Consider the following 15,126-nt stretch of genomic DNA (forward strand, 5'->3'; position numbering starts at 1 on the left):
GCACGATCTCTCTGACGTACCGCGAACTCTGATTTTACGACTGCTGCGCAGCCGGACGCAGGCTACGCCAGCTGCTACAAGGAAGGTGTAGCGTCTGGGTTCGCCTAACTGATCGGCATTAGGCTAGTTGGCATTATTCATGTCGGTCATTTGGCCTGCATGCAGAAGGCCTGTATTTTCCAGAGTGACTGAATCAGAACGACCGATCGATGAATCCTGAAAAACTCGAACTGCTGATCACCCGCGAAATGCCCTTCGGCAAGTACAAGGGGCGAATCATTGCCGACCTGCCCGGCCCTTACCTTAACTGGTTCGCCCGGGAGGGTTTCCCCCATGGTGAGTTGGGTGGCCTGCTGGCCCTGATGCAGGAAATCGATCACAACGGTTTGTCGGACTTGCTCGAACCGCTGCGCGCCAAACACGGCAAACCGGCCCCGCGCCACTGAATCACCTAGCGAGTACCCCATGCCCGACAACACCCGCCGCGCCCGTGATGAAGCCTTCTGGCAAACCTTTGCCGACCGTTACGATGTCGAACCCGGCCCGCTCAACCTGGAGAACGGTTACTTCGGGCGCATGTCGCGCACGGTGGTCGAGGAGTACCAGCGCAACATCGAGCTCATCAACCGCAGCAACTCGGTGTACGTGCGTCAGCGTTTCGAACAGGGCGACAGCCTGAAGATCCGCGCGCAACTGGCCAGGATGATTGGCGTACCCGCCGACAGCATCGCCCTGACCCGTAACGCGTCGGAAGGTTTGCAATCGCTGATCCGCAACTACAACCGGCTCCAGCCCGGCGATCAGGTACTGATTTGCGATCTGGAATACGACACCGTCAAAGGCGCCATGCGTTGGCTGGCACGCAATCGTGGTGTCGAAGTGATCGAGATCGAACACGCGCACCCGGCAACCTTCGACAGCCTGCTCAATACCTATCGAGAAGCCTTCGCGCGGCACCCACGGCTGAAGTTGATGGCCCTGACCCACGTCACCCATCGCACGGGCCTGGTAATGCCGGTGCAGGCGATTGCAGCCGCCGCGAAAGAACATGGCATCGACGTCATCCTCGACGGGGCCCATGCCCTCGGCCAATTCGAATTCGACCTGGCCGAACTCGGTGTCGCCTTCGCCGGCTACAACCTGCACAAGTGGATCGGCGCACCGCTGACGCTCGGTTTCATCTACATCGCCCCCGAACGCCTGGCCGACATCGATCCTGACATGGGCGAAATGCATTTTCCGCCCACTGACATTCGCGCCCGTACCTCGTACAGCACCCCCAACATCCCGGCGCTGCTGACCCTGCCGCTGGTGCTCGAAGAACATTGGGCGATGGGTGGTGCCGCGGCCAAGGGCGCGCGGCTCAATTATCTGCGCAATCGCTGGGTCGGTGCGGCGCGGCAGCTACCGGGAATCGAAGTCCTGACCCCGGATGACCCGCGCCTGTATTGCGGCATTACGTCGATGCGCTTTACCCGGCATGCCGACCAGCAAGTCATGGTCGAGCGCCTGCTCAATGAGTACAACCTGTTTACCGTGACGCGCAGTGGCGCGGCGTGCGGTCCGTGCATCCGCATTACACCGGGGCTGACTACTACGGCGGCCGACATGGATGTACTGACCAGGGCACTGACCGAACTGGGCTGACCTCAGACGGTGTACTTGTCGAAGTCTTCGGGCTTGATCTGTGTCGACACGGCGAACGTGTCGATGCCGATGGTCATCTGCCCGAAGTATCCGTCTTCAGCCGAATCCCGCCCCAGGGTGTGCACGCTCAAGGTCGATTTGTCACCACCCATGGTTGTATAAAAAAAGTCCTTATCGTTGCTCAATACCGGTACGGCTCGGCCGCTGTACGGTCGGCTGCCGAGCACCGAACGCGAGGCCACCTCAGGCAGGTAAAGCTGCCCGACCCAGGCGACATGCCGCTCCTGCAAATAGTTGTTGCCGGTCGTGATGCGCACGGCGACGTGAATGTGCAGGGCGCGACCGGCGTAAAAGCCCGGATAGATCGTGGTGAAGCGCACGATGCCCGACTTGTCGGTGAACTGCCCGCCGCGCAGGTAGGTATCGTCATCGGTTCGCGGGACAGCGCCGATGTCACCGGTATCGACCTCGACATCCGGGTTGATCTTGCTCCAGCCGGAATAGGCCCCCCGCGCATTGCAATGCCAGATATCCACCAGCGCATCGGGGACTGGCTCACCGGTCATGGCATCGACAATGGTCAGCCGCAGCACCAACGGAATGCCATCGGCACCTTCGCTGATGTTTCTGCGGATCAGTTTCGGATTGCGGAAATACGGGCCGGCAATCTGTTCGGGGGACAACAGGTAAACCGGTGCCGAGGGGACTGCGTAGGTGTTGTCTTCCATGACGTTCTCTCTTCCATAAGATGAACGCAGGCTAGCACCGGTCGACTTTCGGTATGCGGTAACTATGTATCGCATGATGTCCCTGCCCCTGCCCCTGCCCCTGTGGGAGCGAGCTTGCTCCGGGCAACTTTCTTCAGGCAAAAAAAAACGGTGCACCGACCAAGCGCACCGTAAAGCCGTAGAACACACAACGAGGTGTCGGGTGAAGCGATCAGTCCAGCAGCGCCAAAGCCTCGGCGGTGCATTCCTGAATGCGGGCCCAGTCGCCGTTCTTGATCCACTCCGGATCAAGCATCCAGCTACCGCCCACGCACATGACGTTTTTCAATGCCATGTAGCTCTTGATATTGGCAGGTCCCACGCCGCCGGTCGGGCAGAATTTCACTTCGCCGAACGGGCCGCCCAGGGCCTTGATGGCCGCGACGCCGCCGCTGACTTCCGCCGGGAACAGCTTGAAGCGGCGGTAACCCAGACCGTAGCCTTCCATGATGCCCGAGGCATTGCTGATACCCGGCAACAGTGGAATCGGGCTGGCGACACTGGCTTCGAGCAGGTCACGGGTGATGCCCGGCGTAACGATGAATTGCGAGCCCGCCGCCTCCGCCGCAGCCAGCATGTGGCGATCGAGCACAGTGCCGGCACCGGTCACCAGCTCCGGGCGCTGCTCGCGCAGAATCTGGATCGCCTTGAGGCCGAATTGCGAACGCAGGGTCACTTCCAGGGCCGTCAGGCCACCGGCCGCGAGAGCGTCAGCCAGCGGCAGAATGTCCTGCTCGCGGGCGATGGTGATCACCGGCAGAATCCGCGCTTTTGCGCAGAGGCTGTCGATCAGGGCAACTTTGTCCGCCATGGAAACGGTCGGGGATGGGTTTGTCATAGCGGCTGTTCCTTGGCTCATGGGCACCAGTAAATCTCTAACGTGGGTTGCAGAAATGCGCGAACCGGCATTGCGGCGACATCGTCACCCGCCAGTGCGGTACTCAGGGTAGTCAACTTGGACTGACCGGAAATCGACAGAACTTTGTGCTTGGCCGAGGCCAGCAGCGCGCGGCTCATGGTCAGGCGCTGATGCGGCACGGTTGGCGCCAGCATCGGCCAGCAACGACGGACACCGTCGGCCTGCAATGCCTCGGCAAGGTTCGGACTGTTGGGGAACAGCGACGCAGTGTGGCCGTCATCGCCCATGCCAAGGATCAGCACGTCGATCCCCGGCAGCTCGGACAGCAAACGGTCCGCCTGCTCGGCAGCCTGCTCAAGGTTGGCACTGGCGCTGTACAGACTCAGGAATTGCGCCTTGGCCGCCTGGCCTTGCAACAGATAACGCTTGATCAGGCCGGCGTTGCTGTCGGCGTGTTCGACCGGCACCCAGCGTTCGTCGGCCAGGCTGACCACCACGTTCGACCAGTCCAGCGTCTGCCTGGCCAGGTGCTGGAAAAACGCCACCGGGCTGCGGCCACCGGAAACCACCAGGGTCGCAGTGCCCTGGGCTTCGATCGCGTCGCTCAATTGTTTGGCCACATTCAGTGCCAAGCCTTCGGCCAGCAACACCGGGCTCTTGAACGCATGGGCGCTGACGCCCTGCGGCAGTTTCAGTTTAGATATCGCCATACCACGACCTCCCGTCCCGCGTGATCAGAGCAATGGAGCTCATCGGCCCCCAGGACCCGGCCGCGTACGGCTTGGGCGCATCACCGGATTTCTTCCACCCGGCGATCAACTGGTCACACCACTTCCACGCGGCTTCGATTTCATCTTTACGGACAAACAGGTTCTGATTGCCGCGCATCACTTCCAGCAACAACCGTTCGTAGGCATCGGGAATCCGTGCGCTGCTCCAGGTGTCGGAAAAATTCAGCTGCAACGGACCGCTGCGCAGCTGCATGCCTTTGTCCAGGCCTTGGTCTTTGGTCATGACACGCAAGGAAATGCCTTCGTCCGGTTGCAGGCGGATAATCAGCTTGTTGCTGATTTGCAGGCGCTGCTCGGGAGCGAAAATGTAGTGCGACGGTTCCTTGAAGTGGATGACGATCTGCGACAGCTTCTGCGGCATGCGCTTGCCGGTACGCAGGTAAAACGGCACGCCGGCCCAGCGCCAGTTGCGGATGTCGGCACGCAGGGCGACAAAGGTTTCGGTGTCGCTCTGGGTGTTGGAATTGGGTTCTTCCAGGTACCCCGGCACCGCTTTGCCTTCGCTGTAGCCGGCGATGTACTGGCCGCGCACCACCTGAGTGGTCAGGCCTTCCGGGCTGATCGGCGCCAGGGCCTTGAGCACTTTGACCTTCTCGTCACGGATGCTGTCGGCGGACAGGTCGGCCGGCGGGTCCATGGCGATCAGGCAGAGCAGTTGCAACAGGTGATTCTGAATCATGTCCCGCAGCTGGCCGGCCTTGTCGAAGTAGCCCCAACGGCCTTCGATGCCAACCTTCTCGGCCACGGTGATTTCCACGTGGGAAATGTAATTCTGGTTCCACTGGGTTTCGAACAGGCTGTTGGCGAAACGCAGGGCGATCAGGTTCTGGACGGTTTCCTTGCCCAGATAATGGTCGATGCGGTAGGTGCGGTTCTCCGGGAAGAATTGCGCCACGGCGTCGTTGACCTTGCGCGAGGATTCCAGGTCCGAGCCGATGGGCTTTTCCAGCACCACACGGGTGTTTTGCGCGAGGCCGACCTTGGCCAGGTTCTCGCAAATCGCGCCGTAGACCGCTGCCGGCGTGGCGAAGTAGGCAATGACACGTTGCGTGCTACCGGCAACTTCGGCCAGGGCCACATAATCTTCGGACTTGAGGAAATCGACGTGCAGGTAACTCAGTCGCGCCAGAAAACGCTCGACCACGGCTTCGTCCAGCTCTTTGGCACCGACATAGCGGCGCAACTCGGCGGCGATGAAGGTCAGGTGTTCCTGCTCGCTGCCAGCCTCACGGGCCAGCGCGATGATGCGCGTGTCCTCGTGCAGCAGGCCGGCACCGTCAAGTTGATAGAGGGCAGGAAACAGCTTGCGCAAGGCCAGATCGCCAAGGGCGCCGAACAAGGCAAAGGTGCACGGTTCAACCGTAATCGAGAGCATGATGTTTGTTCTTTTATCAAGTTAAGCTACAAATACCTTTTTTCAAGGCATCACTCAAGGGAAAATGTAGTAATAACCACAACATTTTCGCAAAATACAGATTCCGAGTGGTGGTCGGTCGGAGCCATCAGTAGGATAGGCCACCGTTACGGGCCTCACCAAAGGCCCTTTTTGCATTAGCCGCGCGCTTATCGGCGCCGGTGAATCAAGGAATCCCATATGGACCGCGTGCGAAATTTACTGGAACAAATCCAGAATCGCCTTGAAGAGCTGAACAAGGCCGAGCGCAAAGTCGCCGAGGTGATCCTGCTCAACCCGCAGCAGGCTACCCGGTTCAGTATCGCCGCCCTCGCCCAGGCTGCTTCGGTCAGTGAACCGACGGTCAACCGTTTCTGCCGTTCGTTCGGCGTCAGCGGTTACCCCGAGCTCAAACTGCAATTGGCGCAAAGCCTGGCCAGTGGCGCCGCGTATGTCAGCCGCGCGGTGGAAGCCGACGACAACCCTGAAGCCTATACCCGGAAGATCTTCGGCAGCGCCATCGCCTCGCTGGACAGCGCCTGCCAGGCCCTGGACCCGAACCTGATCAGCCGCGCTGTCGACCTGTTGATCCAGGCGCGGCAGATCCACTTCTTCGGCCTCGGCGCCTCGGCCCCGGTGGCACTGGATGCGCAGCACAAGTTCTTCCGCTTTAACCTCGCCGTCACCGCCCACGCGGACGTGCTGATGCAGCGCATGATTGCCTCGGTGGCGCATACCGGCGAATTGTTCGTGATCATTTCCTACACCGGCCGCACCCGCGAACTGGTGGAAGTGGCGCGCATCGCCCGGGAAAACGGCGCCTCGGTCCTTGGCCTGACCGCCGAGAACTCGCCACTGGCCAAGGCCAGCACCCTGAGCCTGAACATCCCACTGCCGGAGGACACCGACATCTACATGCCGATGACTTCGCGGATCATTCAGTTGACCGTGCTGGACGTGCTCGCCACCGGCATGACGTTGCGCCGGGGTGTGGATTTCCAGCCGCATTTGCGCAAGATCAAGGAGAGCTTGAATGCCAGCCGGTATCCGGTGGGTGATGAGTTCAACTGAGGCCAGATGCTTCTGTGTTGAATGATCCGGCCCCTTCGCGGGCAAGCCCGCTCCCACAGTGTCCGCGTCGAGCACAAAACCTGCGGCTGCCATTGAACCTGTGGGAGCGGGCTTGCCCGCGAAGGGGCCAGTCAAGACACCGCAATATCCTGAACTAAACCCCCACCCGCGCCTGCAAACTCAAATGCGCCCGCTCCCCCGGTTTGAGGCACAGGCTGTCGGTGCCGCCGCTTGCTGCCTCTACGCAAACGAATTCGGATATCTCGTTCCAGGTCACGCCAAGCAATGGCCGTGAACCGGGATGCCAAACCACCGTGTCGGCCGTTTCACCCGTATCGATGCACAACGCCCGCTGCCAGGCATGGTCATTGAGTTGCAATTCACCGTCGTGCTGGAACACCCGCTGACAACCGCCGTCCACGCGTAATTCGCCTTCCTGCTGACAAACCTGCCGGCTCAACTGGTCGTAACCCTGCGCACCTTCGAGCCCAGACAGCGCTACCTCACTGACATCGCCGATACGCCAGTAAGCATGCAAAGCCTGGCTCAACTGGCACGGCATGTCATCCTGATGCTCGGTGCTCAGGCGCAACTCCATGCGCTCACCCAGGTGCGCGTGCAGGTCTACCTGCCAGTCGCACAACTTCAGTTGCCAGTGCAACCGCACACCATCGTCGCCACTGTTGCTGTCGAGCAGTTTCCAGTCGAGCAATCGGGCCCAGCCATGGGACGGCCAGGCGTTTTCGCTCGGATGCCGGCCATACCACGGCCAACACACCGGCACGCCACCGCGAATGGCACCGACCTGCGGCCACTTCGCCGCGCACCACAGCCAGGGCTTTTGTCCCTTGGGCTGGAAGTGCAACAACTGCGCCCCCTGACGACTGAACACCGCCTGACACAGCGGATGATCGATCACCAGCACGTCGCGCATCTGATAGCGCTCCCACGCGAACACGGAACGCTCGCGCAAGGATTTGAAGAAGCGTTGTAGCGGATGCTCAAGCATGTGCCACGATCCTGAAAATCATCGGTCACCGGGGTGCGCGGCCCGCAAAAAAAAGCGGACAGCCATGGCTGTCCGCAAATATGCGCACATGGAGAGAAGCTTATCGCAGACGCGTCAGAACACCGACTGAATTTTCAGGCCAGCCACCAGCGCGTTGTCGACTTGATCCACACCACCCGGGTGCGTGATGTATTGCAGGTTGGGACGTACGGTCAGCCAGTTGGTCACGTGGAAACCATAGTTGAGCTCGTAGTTGTATTCGGTTTCACGAATGGGCGAGAACACCGGATCGTTGTAGTCCGAAACACCGTTGGCCGCGTTGGTCAGCTCGGCGTTTTTCTTCACATCATCGTTGACGTGGATACGGGCGAAACCGATGCCCACGTCATCCTTCGGACGCGCGTCGAACGGGCCCTTGTACACAAACATCAGCGACTGGTAGTTGTCGATGAAGTTGGTGTCCTTGTCGTGGAAAGTGGCGTTGGCGGCAATGTTCAGACCACGAGAGGCGTCGCCATTGTGGCTGGTGAGTTGCTGTTGCGCGACGAACCAGTAGCCATGCTTGCTATCGTGGACGCGGAATGCGTTGCCGGTGGTCGCTGCGTCCTGACCATTGTCGTCCTTGAGAACGTCATCAGCAGGGGCTGTGCTTTTGTAGTAACCGACACGGTATTCGCCCGGCAGGTTGTTGACCTTTGGCGACCAGACCAGCTCGACCGGCAGGACGGTGCCATTGGTACCACTGCCGCTGAGCTTGAAGCCGTTACCGTGCTCCAGTTGCGACGTGTTCTGGTTGTACGCGCCGATCTGGGCGTAGAGCTCGTCATTGATGTTGTACTTCACGCGGATCGCCGCCTGCATCACCGGCCAGTTGTACCAGATGTTGGTGGCCCAGTTACCCACCTGGGATCCGCAGAACGCCAGGTTCTGGAATTCGCACGGGAAGGTGTTGAAGTCTTCACCTTCACCGAAGTAACCGGCCTTGACGTCCAGTTTGTTGTCGAAGAACTGGTGCTGGATCCACAGCTGGGTCAGACGCACCATATGGCCACGACCGAAGACTTCCTGGGAGGAACTCAGGGTGCCGGCACGCGGGTCGCCGATACGGTCATTGGAGATGTTCTCGCCGTTCCGGTTGGTGAGCTGGATCTTGGCCTGGGTGTTGTCCCAGCCGAACAGTTTTTCCAGGTCCAGCGCCGCGCCCAGGCCGAACTGATCGCTGTAGCGCGCGGTCTTGTCATCGTTGAACCCGCCATGTAGGTTGGCCCCCACTTCACCGACGTAGTCCATCTTGATGTCGATGCCTTGCTCGATCAGCTTGGTACGCTCGCCACCCCAGTCGCCCGTCATCCACTTGGAGTCGGAGCTGAACGCTTCATCGGCCATCGCATTGCCGGCCAGAACCAGTGCTGCCGCTGCTGACACTTGGCAGATCAACCGGGCCTTGTTCTTCATCTTCATCCCTACATCCTCGTTTTATTGTTATTAACTTTTCTTTTTTAACGCGGTTACAACGGTTGCGACGGATGTCTCCACCCGACGCATATCCCCCCCTGTGGGAGCGGGCTTGCTCGCGAATGCGGTGTGCCATTCAACGCAGATGTCGACTGATCCATCGCCTTCGCGAGCAAGCCCGCTCCCACATTTCTTGTTCTTCAGCGGCTTTTGAATTGCGCTACGTTGGCAGCGTGAGTCTCCGCTTTTGGCACACCGGCAACCCCCAGCCGCTCCCCGCTCTTGGCATCGAACAGCAGCACTTTCGCCGGATCGAATTGCAGGGTCAGGGTCTCGCCCACCGCCGGCGCCACGTCCGGTGCCAGGCGGCAGCAGACCTTGGTGTCGTTGAGGTTGACGAAGACCAAAGTGTCGGGACCGGTCGGTTCGGTGACCTGGACTTCGGCACGAATGGTCGGCAAGCCATTCGCATCGCCGTTGGCCAGAATGATCTGTTCAGGGCGCATGCCGAGGATCACTTCACGATCTTCAAGACCGGCGTCCTGCATGCCCAGCGGCAATTCGCAACGAGCCTGGCCGCTGTCGAGCAGCGCCAGCAGACGACCGTCCTTGCGCTGCAGGCGCAGCGGGATGAAGTTCATTGGCGGCGAGCCGATGAAGCTCGCCACGAACAGGTTGGCCGGGTTGTTGTAGATGTCTTTCGGCGTGCCGAACTGCTGGATGATCCCGTCCTTCATCACCGCCACCTTGTCGCCCAGGGTCATGGCTTCGATCTGGTCGTGGGTCACGTAGACCGTGGTGGTTTTCAGGCGCTGGTGCATCAGTTTCATTTCGGTGCGCATCTCGACCCGCAGCTTGGCGTCGAGGTTGGACAGTGGTTCGTCGAACAGATAAATCTTCGGCCGCCGCGCCAATGCACGACCCATCGCCACACGTTGCTGCTGGCCACCGGAGAGCTGGCCAGGCTTGCGACTGAGCAGGTGCTCGATCTGCAACAGCTTGGAAACCCGAGCGACTTCTTCGTCGATTTCGGCAGTCGGCATTTTGCGAATCTTCAGGCCGAAGGCGATGTTGTCGCGCACGCTCATGGTCGGGTACAGCGCGTAGGACTGGAACACCATGGCGATGTCGCGATCCTTGGGGCTCATGCCGCTGATGTCCGCGTCGTCCACCAGGATTGCGCCACCGCTGATGGTTTCCAGGCCGGCGATGCAGTTCATCAAGGTCGACTTGCCGCAGCCCGACGGGCCGACCAGGATCAGGAACTCACCGTCATCGATTTTCAGTTCGATGTTTTTCAGGGTGTCCGGCAGGCCGGGGCCGTAGGTCTTGTTGACGTTGCGTAATTCGAGAGTTGCCATTTTTCTACCCCTTGACCGCGCCGGACGTCAGCCCACGCAGGAAATACTTGCCAGCGAATATGTAGACCAGCAGTGTCGGCAGCCCGGCGATCATCGCGGCGGCCATATCAACGTTGTATTCCTTGGCCCCGGTGCTGGTGTTGACCAGGTTGTTCAGGGCCACGGTAATTGGCTGGGCGTCGCCACTGGCGAAGACCACGCCGAACAGGAAGTCATTCCAGATCTGGGTGAACTGCCAGATCAGGCAGACCATCACGATCGGGATCGACATCGGCAGCAGGATCTTCAGGAAGATCGTGAAGAAGCCCGCACCATCGAGCCGCGCCGCCTTGACCAGCGCATCCGGAATGCTCACGTAGTAGTTGCGGAAGAACAGCGTGGTGAACGCCAGGCCGTAGACCACGTGCACCAGCACCAGGCCGGTGGTGGTGTTGGCCAGGCCGAACTTGCCGAGGGTGAACGAGGCCGGCAACAGCACGGTCTGGAATGGCAGGAAGCAACCGAACAACAGCAGGCCGAAGAACAGTTGCGAACCACGGAAGCGCCACATCGACAGCACGTAGCCGTTCATTGCGCCGATAAAGGTAGAAATCAAAACCGCTGGCACGGTGATCTTCACCGAGTTCCAGAAGTAGCCGCCAACCACATCCCAGGCCTTGATCCAGCCAATGCCGTCGATCACGGTCGGCCAGCTCAACAGGTTGCCGGTGCGGATGTCTTCCGGGGATTTGAAACTGGTCAGCAGCATCACCACCAGCGGGATCAAATACACTGCAGCCGCCAGCAGCAGGGTTGCGTAGATCGCAATGCGGCTGAAGCTCAAGGCTGGCTTGCCGAGTTGATTAGTCATGGCGTTTGCCTCGCAGCTCGGAGTACAGGTACGGCACGAGGATGGTCAGCACGGCACCGAGCATCAGCATGGCGCTGGCCGAACCGATGCCCATCTGGCCACGGCTGAAGGTGAAGGAATACATGAACATCGCCGGCAGGTCGGAGGAGTAACCCGGACCGCCCGCGGTCATCGCCGCGACCAGGTCGAAGCTCTTGATCGCAATGTGCGCCAGGATCATGAACGCACTGAAGAACACCGGGCGCAGGCTCGGCAGGACGATCTTCAGGTAGATGGTCGGCAGGCTCGCACCATCGACTTGCGCGGCACGGATGATCGATTGATCGACACCGCGCAGGCCGGCGAGGAACATCGCCATGACAAACCCGGAGGCTTGCCACACGGCGGCGATCACCAGGCAGTAGACGACGCGATCCTGATCCACCAGCCAGTCGAGACGGAAGCCTTCCCAGCCCCAGTCACGCAGCATCTTGTCCAGGCCCAGGCCGGGGTTGAGCAGCCATTTCCACGCGGTACCGGTGACGATCATCGACAGCGCCATCGGGTACAGGTAAACGGTGCGGATGAAGCCTTCCTTGCGAATGCGCTGGTCCAGCAGCACGGCGAGGAACACACCCAGCACCAGACTGATGCCGATGAACATGCCGCCGAACACCGCGAGGTTCTTGCTCGCGACCCACCAGCGGTCGTTGTCCATCAGGCGCATGTATTGCTGCAGGCCAACCCACTTGTAGCTCGGCATGAAGCTGGAATTGGTGAAGGACAGAATGAATGTCCAGATGATGTAACCGTAGAAACCAACCAACACGATCAGCATGCTCGGCGCGAGTACCAACTTGGGTAGCCAGCGTTGCAGGGCATCGAACGGTGAGGCTTTGCTGAAAACCGCCACAGAGCTCATCGGGATTATCCAGGTTTAGATGTAGGGATCGGAGTGCAATCCCTTGTAGGAGCGAGCCTGCTCGCGATAGCGGTGTATCAGTCGACATTGATGTTGAATGTCAGTCAGCTATCGCGAGCAGGCTCGCTCCTACAGGGTCACTCACAGCTGGGGATTACTGGGCAGCCTTGACAGCCGAAGCCAGTTGGGCGCTGGCCTTGGCCGGGTCTGCGTCCTTGTCGTTCATGAAGTTGGTGACCACGTCGAAGATCGCACCCTGCACGGCCAGAGACGTGGCCATGTTGTGCGCCATGCTCGGTTGCAGGCCGCCGGTCTTGTCGTCCGCGATGAAGTCCTTCGCCGACTTCTGGGCACACTCGTCGAAGCCGAGCTTGTCCATTTCGTTCAGCATGTCGTTGCGCACCGGGATCGAACCCTTGTTCATGCTGAAGACTTTCTGGAAGTCGGTACCCAACGCGACCTTGGCCAGGTCTTGTTGCGCGGCGATGTCACCCTTGCGATCAGCCTTGAGCTTGAACACCGCCAGGGAGTCGATGTTGTAGGTGAAGGCTTTTTCAGTACCCGGGAACGCTACGCACTGGTAGTCCTTGCCCGCGACTTTCTTCGCCGCAGTCCACTCGCTTTTCGCCCAGTCGCCCATCATCTGCATACCGGCCTTGCCATTGATGACGTCGGCGGCGGCGATGTTCCAGTCACGACCGGCGCGGTTCGGGTCCATGTAGCCGGTGATCTTTTTCAGCTCGGCGAACGACTTGGTCATCTCCGGGCCGGACAGGGTTTTCTGGTCCAGGTCGACCAGGGCTTTCTTGTAACCGTCAGCGCCCATCACCGAGAGCACCACGTCTTCAAACACGGTGCTGTCCTGCCAAGGCTGGCCGCCGTGGGCGAGCGCGATGAAACCTGCGGCTTTGAGCTTGTCGCCAGCGGCATAGAATTCTTCGAGGGTGGTCGGGGCCTTTTCGATCCCGGCTTTCTTGAACACCTCCGGGTTGATCCACAGCCAGTTGACGCGGTGGATGTTCACCGGCACGGCGACATAGTCACCTTCGTACTTCACCGTGTCGGAGACTTTTTTCGACAGCAGGCCATCCCAGTTTTCCGCCTTGGAAACGTCTTTCAGCGCGTCGGTGCTGAGCAGGCCAGTGCTGCCCCACTCCTGGATGTCCGGCCCCTTGATCTGTGCAACGCCCGGCGGGTTGCCGGCTACGGCGCGACTTTTGAGTACGGTCATGGCCGTGGAACCGCCACCACCGGCGACCGCGCCATCCTTCCAGGTGAAGCCGTCTTTTTCGACTTGTGCCTTCAGGACATCGACCGCTGCTTTTTCACCACCGGAAGTCCACCAGTGAACGACTTCAACGGAACCTTTGGATTCGGCGGCAAGGACACTGAGAGGGAGTGCAGACAGGGAAGCGAGAGAAATGACAGTAGCGAGGCGAGAAATCGCATTCATCTAGGAGCACCTTTCTTGTTGTTATGCATGCAAGTCTGTTGCTTGCGCTGCATAGGATTTTAAACAGGCGCCATCCCCCGGCAGGTAACGAAGGGACGCGCATATGTCACCGTATGGTTACATAGAACCGCTCTGGGACAGCTGTGCCAGCGCACTGGCCATGCTCGGCGCCAGGGGCAGGCGCGGAATCAGCACGGCTTGCCAGGCGTGATAAAGGTCAGGTTTGCCGGGCCAGATATCGGCACTCGGGCGGTTCAGCGGGTCGAGTTCGTGATGCCAGCTGCCGCCTTCGCGGTCGATGAAATGACGGTCACAGAACTCCCAGAATAGTCGGTACCAGTGTTCGTATTGCCCCTCTGCAGTGCGCTTGAGCAAGGCACTGGCGGCGGCGCTGGCCTCGCAATGGGTCCAGTGCAGGCGGTGGCGGACCACCGCTTTGTTGTCCCAATCGAGGGTGTAGACAATGCCCGGCGCGCCATCGATGTCCCAGCCGTGGAGGCAATTGTGCTCGAACAGTTTTTGCGCGTCGGTGACCAGCCAGCCCGGTGTGAGCATCCCGGCTTTCACCCGCGAAGCTTCGAGGTGCAGCAACAGTCGCGCCCACTCGAAACCGTGGCCCGGGGTGGTGCCGTAAGGGCGGAAGCCGTCGGCCGGATTGTCGCGGTTGTAGTCCCGCAGTGGCTGCCAGTCGCGGTCGAAATGCTCGATCACCAGGTAGTCGTTGGCGGCGGCGTGGCCATGGATCACACGCTCCACGATGCGCTGGGCGCGGCACAACCAGCGGTTGTCATCGGTGACATCGGCCAGGGCGAGGAAGGCTTCGGTGGCGTGCATGTTGCTGTTGGCGCCGCGATAGGCTTCTTCGCAACTGAAGTCGCGGTTGAAAGACTCGCGCATCGCACCTTCTTCTTCGCTCCAGAAACAGGTGTCGATGATGTCGATCGCATCATCGAGCAGGGCTTGAGCACCGGGACGCTGTGCGACCACCGCAGAGCTGGCGGCCAGCGCGACGAAGGCATGCAGATAGGCGTTCTTGCCGGTGTTGCCGTAGCGATGTTCGGCAGTGGCGAACCAGCCGCCGTGAACCGCATCGCGCAACGGCCCGCGCAGGGCCGCAACACCGTGATCGACCAGCTCGGCGAAACCCGGCAAGCCCTGAATATGGGCCATGGCGAAGCTGTGGGTCATACGCGCGGTGTTCATGGTCTGGGCTTGTGCATCAGCCGGGAGGCGACCTTTTTCATCGAGGTTGCCGAAGCCTTCAGGGAGTTTTGAAGCCCTGGCAAAACTCAACAAGCGCAGGCCTTCGGCGGCGAGCCATTGCTGATGGGCAGGTGCGTTCAGCCAACTGCTGAAGGCTGGTTGGAGGGTGTCCATGGCGTACCTTTTTTGTTGTTATGACTGAGGGGCAGTCTAAACAACGGGCAGCGGCGGGCTTGTAACGAAGGGGGCGAGTTATGTCACTGCCTTGTGACATTTGCCGTGAGAGCTGTGCTGAATGGTCTGGCGCCATCGCGAGCAAGCTCGCTCCCACAGGGGGGCTGCGCCGTATACAAGTCCAATGTGGGA

The 15,126-nt window shown here is 60.3% G+C and carries 14 protein-coding genes; 3 read left to right on the plus strand and 11 right to left on the minus strand.

What is annotated here, in order from left to right:
- The first annotated feature begins 209 nt into the window (after positions 1 to 209).
- On the plus strand, positions 210 to 446 hold the full coding sequence (locus tag AB4Z35_RS10735) for a DUF3820 family protein (protein ID WP_003227425.1): 237 nt from the start codon (positions 210 to 212) through the stop codon (positions 444 to 446).
- A gap of 19 nt (positions 447 to 465) precedes the next feature.
- A complete protein-coding gene (locus AB4Z35_RS10740) occupies positions 466 to 1,647 on the plus strand; it encodes an aminotransferase class V-fold PLP-dependent enzyme (protein WP_442096991.1) in 1,182 nt (393 codons plus the stop codon).
- Between the two features lie 2 nt (positions 1,648 to 1,649).
- On the opposite strand, the gene AB4Z35_RS10745 is transcribed toward AB4Z35_RS10740, so the two are convergent.
- From AB4Z35_RS10745 to zwf, 4 genes are all read right to left on the minus strand, one after another.
- Positions 1,650 to 2,375: an intradiol ring-cleavage dioxygenase gene (locus AB4Z35_RS10745; RefSeq protein ID WP_442096993.1), complete on the minus strand. Its 726-nt coding sequence runs from the start codon at positions 2,373 to 2,375 to the stop codon at positions 1,650 to 1,652.
- Positions 2,376 to 2,586: 211 nt separating this feature from the next.
- Positions 2,587 to 3,252, minus strand: coding sequence for a bifunctional 4-hydroxy-2-oxoglutarate aldolase/2-dehydro-3-deoxy-phosphogluconate aldolase (locus AB4Z35_RS10750; protein ID WP_007995989.1), 666 nt, complete (start codon positions 3,250 to 3,252; stop codon positions 2,587 to 2,589).
- 17 nt (positions 3,253 to 3,269) lie between these two features.
- Positions 3,270 to 3,983 (minus strand): 6-phosphogluconolactonase, encoded by a 714-nt coding sequence (pgl, locus tag AB4Z35_RS10755; RefSeq protein ID WP_442096994.1) that lies wholly within the window; start codon positions 3,981 to 3,983, stop codon positions 3,270 to 3,272.
- Complete coding sequence (gene zwf, locus AB4Z35_RS10760) at positions 3,970 to 5,439, minus strand: glucose-6-phosphate dehydrogenase (RefSeq protein ID WP_442096995.1); 1,470 nt, start codon at positions 5,437 to 5,439, stop codon at positions 3,970 to 3,972. The genes pgl and zwf overlap by 14 nt, the downstream gene beginning before the upstream one ends.
- A 228-nt stretch (positions 5,440 to 5,667) precedes the next feature.
- Here zwf and AB4Z35_RS10765 point away from each other — a divergent pair, with 228 nt between their 5' ends.
- A complete protein-coding gene (locus AB4Z35_RS10765; protein WP_177336938.1) occupies positions 5,668 to 6,528 on the plus strand; it encodes a MurR/RpiR family transcriptional regulator in 861 nt (286 codons plus the stop codon).
- 154 nt (positions 6,529 to 6,682) lie between these two features.
- On the opposite strand, the gene AB4Z35_RS10770 is transcribed toward AB4Z35_RS10765, so the two are convergent.
- From AB4Z35_RS10770 to AB4Z35_RS10800, 7 genes are all read right to left on the minus strand, one after another.
- Complete coding sequence (locus tag AB4Z35_RS10770) at positions 6,683 to 7,537, minus strand: D-hexose-6-phosphate mutarotase (protein WP_442096996.1); 855 nt, start codon at positions 7,535 to 7,537, stop codon at positions 6,683 to 6,685.
- Between the two features lie 114 nt (positions 7,538 to 7,651).
- A complete protein-coding gene (locus AB4Z35_RS10775; RefSeq protein ID WP_442096997.1) occupies positions 7,652 to 8,998 on the minus strand; it encodes a carbohydrate porin in 1,347 nt (448 codons plus the stop codon).
- 194 nt (positions 8,999 to 9,192) lie between these two features.
- The gene (locus AB4Z35_RS10780) at positions 9,193 to 10,353 is read right to left on the minus strand and encodes an ABC transporter ATP-binding protein (protein WP_007995996.1); all 1,161 of its coding nucleotides are present in this window, start codon (positions 10,351 to 10,353) and stop codon (positions 9,193 to 9,195) included.
- Between the two features lie 4 nt (positions 10,354 to 10,357).
- Positions 10,358 to 11,203: a carbohydrate ABC transporter permease gene (locus tag AB4Z35_RS10785; RefSeq protein ID WP_007995997.1), complete on the minus strand. Its 846-nt coding sequence runs from the start codon at positions 11,201 to 11,203 to the stop codon at positions 10,358 to 10,360.
- Positions 11,196 to 12,104 (minus strand): carbohydrate ABC transporter permease, encoded by a 909-nt coding sequence (locus tag AB4Z35_RS10790; RefSeq protein ID WP_007974433.1) that lies wholly within the window; start codon positions 12,102 to 12,104, stop codon positions 11,196 to 11,198. Before AB4Z35_RS10790 ends, AB4Z35_RS10785 begins: the two co-directional genes overlap by 8 nt.
- Positions 12,105 to 12,258: 154 nt before the next feature.
- A complete protein-coding gene (locus tag AB4Z35_RS10795) occupies positions 12,259 to 13,557 on the minus strand; it encodes an ABC transporter substrate-binding protein (RefSeq protein ID WP_116261965.1) in 1,299 nt (432 codons plus the stop codon).
- A 117-nt stretch (positions 13,558 to 13,674) separates the two neighbouring features.
- Complete coding sequence (locus AB4Z35_RS10800; protein WP_442096999.1) at positions 13,675 to 14,934, minus strand: D-mannose isomerase; 1,260 nt, start codon at positions 14,932 to 14,934, stop codon at positions 13,675 to 13,677.
- Positions 14,935 to 15,126 lie beyond the last annotated feature (192 nt).

Origin of the sequence: Pseudomonas sp. KB_15 (assembly GCF_052114525.1) — a bacterium.
GTDB lineage: Bacteria > Pseudomonadota > Gammaproteobacteria > Pseudomonadales > Pseudomonadaceae > Aquipseudomonas.

What these genes read in the sequence shown, in the direction of transcription:
- AB4Z35_RS10740 (WP_442096991.1), top strand. Translation starts at nt 466, where the DNA reads ATGCCCGACAACACCCGCCGCGCCCGTGATGAAGCCTTCTGGCAAACC.
- AB4Z35_RS10785 (WP_007995997.1), bottom strand. Translation starts at nt 11,203, where the DNA reads ATGACTAATCAACTCGGCAAGCCAGCCTTGAGCTTCAGCCGCATTGCG.
- zwf (WP_442096995.1), bottom strand. Translation starts at nt 5,439, where the DNA reads ATGCTCTCGATTACGGTTGAACCGTGCACCTTTGCCTTGTTCGGCGCC.
- pgl (WP_442096994.1), bottom strand. Translation starts at nt 3,983, where the DNA reads ATGGCGATATCTAAACTGAAACTGCCGCAGGGCGTCAGCGCCCATGCG.
- AB4Z35_RS10745 (WP_442096993.1), bottom strand. Translation starts at nt 2,375, where the DNA reads ATGGAAGACAACACCTACGCAGTCCCCTCGGCACCGGTTTACCTGTTG.
- AB4Z35_RS10790 (WP_007974433.1), bottom strand. Translation starts at nt 12,104, where the DNA reads ATGAGCTCTGTGGCGGTTTTCAGCAAAGCCTCACCGTTCGATGCCCTG.
- AB4Z35_RS10750 (WP_007995989.1), bottom strand. Translation starts at nt 3,252, where the DNA reads ATGACAAACCCATCCCCGACCGTTTCCATGGCGGACAAAGTTGCCCTG.
- AB4Z35_RS10770 (WP_442096996.1), bottom strand. Translation starts at nt 7,537, where the DNA reads ATGCTTGAGCATCCGCTACAACGCTTCTTCAAATCCTTGCGCGAGCGT.
- AB4Z35_RS10775 (WP_442096997.1), bottom strand. Translation starts at nt 8,998, where the DNA reads ATGAAGATGAAGAACAAGGCCCGGTTGATCTGCCAAGTGTCAGCAGCG.
- AB4Z35_RS10795 (WP_116261965.1), bottom strand. Translation starts at nt 13,557, where the DNA reads ATGAATGCGATTTCTCGCCTCGCTACTGTCATTTCTCTCGCTTCCCTG.
- AB4Z35_RS10735 (WP_003227425.1), top strand. Translation starts at nt 210, where the DNA reads ATGAATCCTGAAAAACTCGAACTGCTGATCACCCGCGAAATGCCCTTC.
- AB4Z35_RS10780 (WP_007995996.1), bottom strand. Translation starts at nt 10,353, where the DNA reads ATGGCAACTCTCGAATTACGCAACGTCAACAAGACCTACGGCCCCGGC.
- AB4Z35_RS10800 (WP_442096999.1), bottom strand. Translation starts at nt 14,934, where the DNA reads ATGGACACCCTCCAACCAGCCTTCAGCAGTTGGCTGAACGCACCTGCC.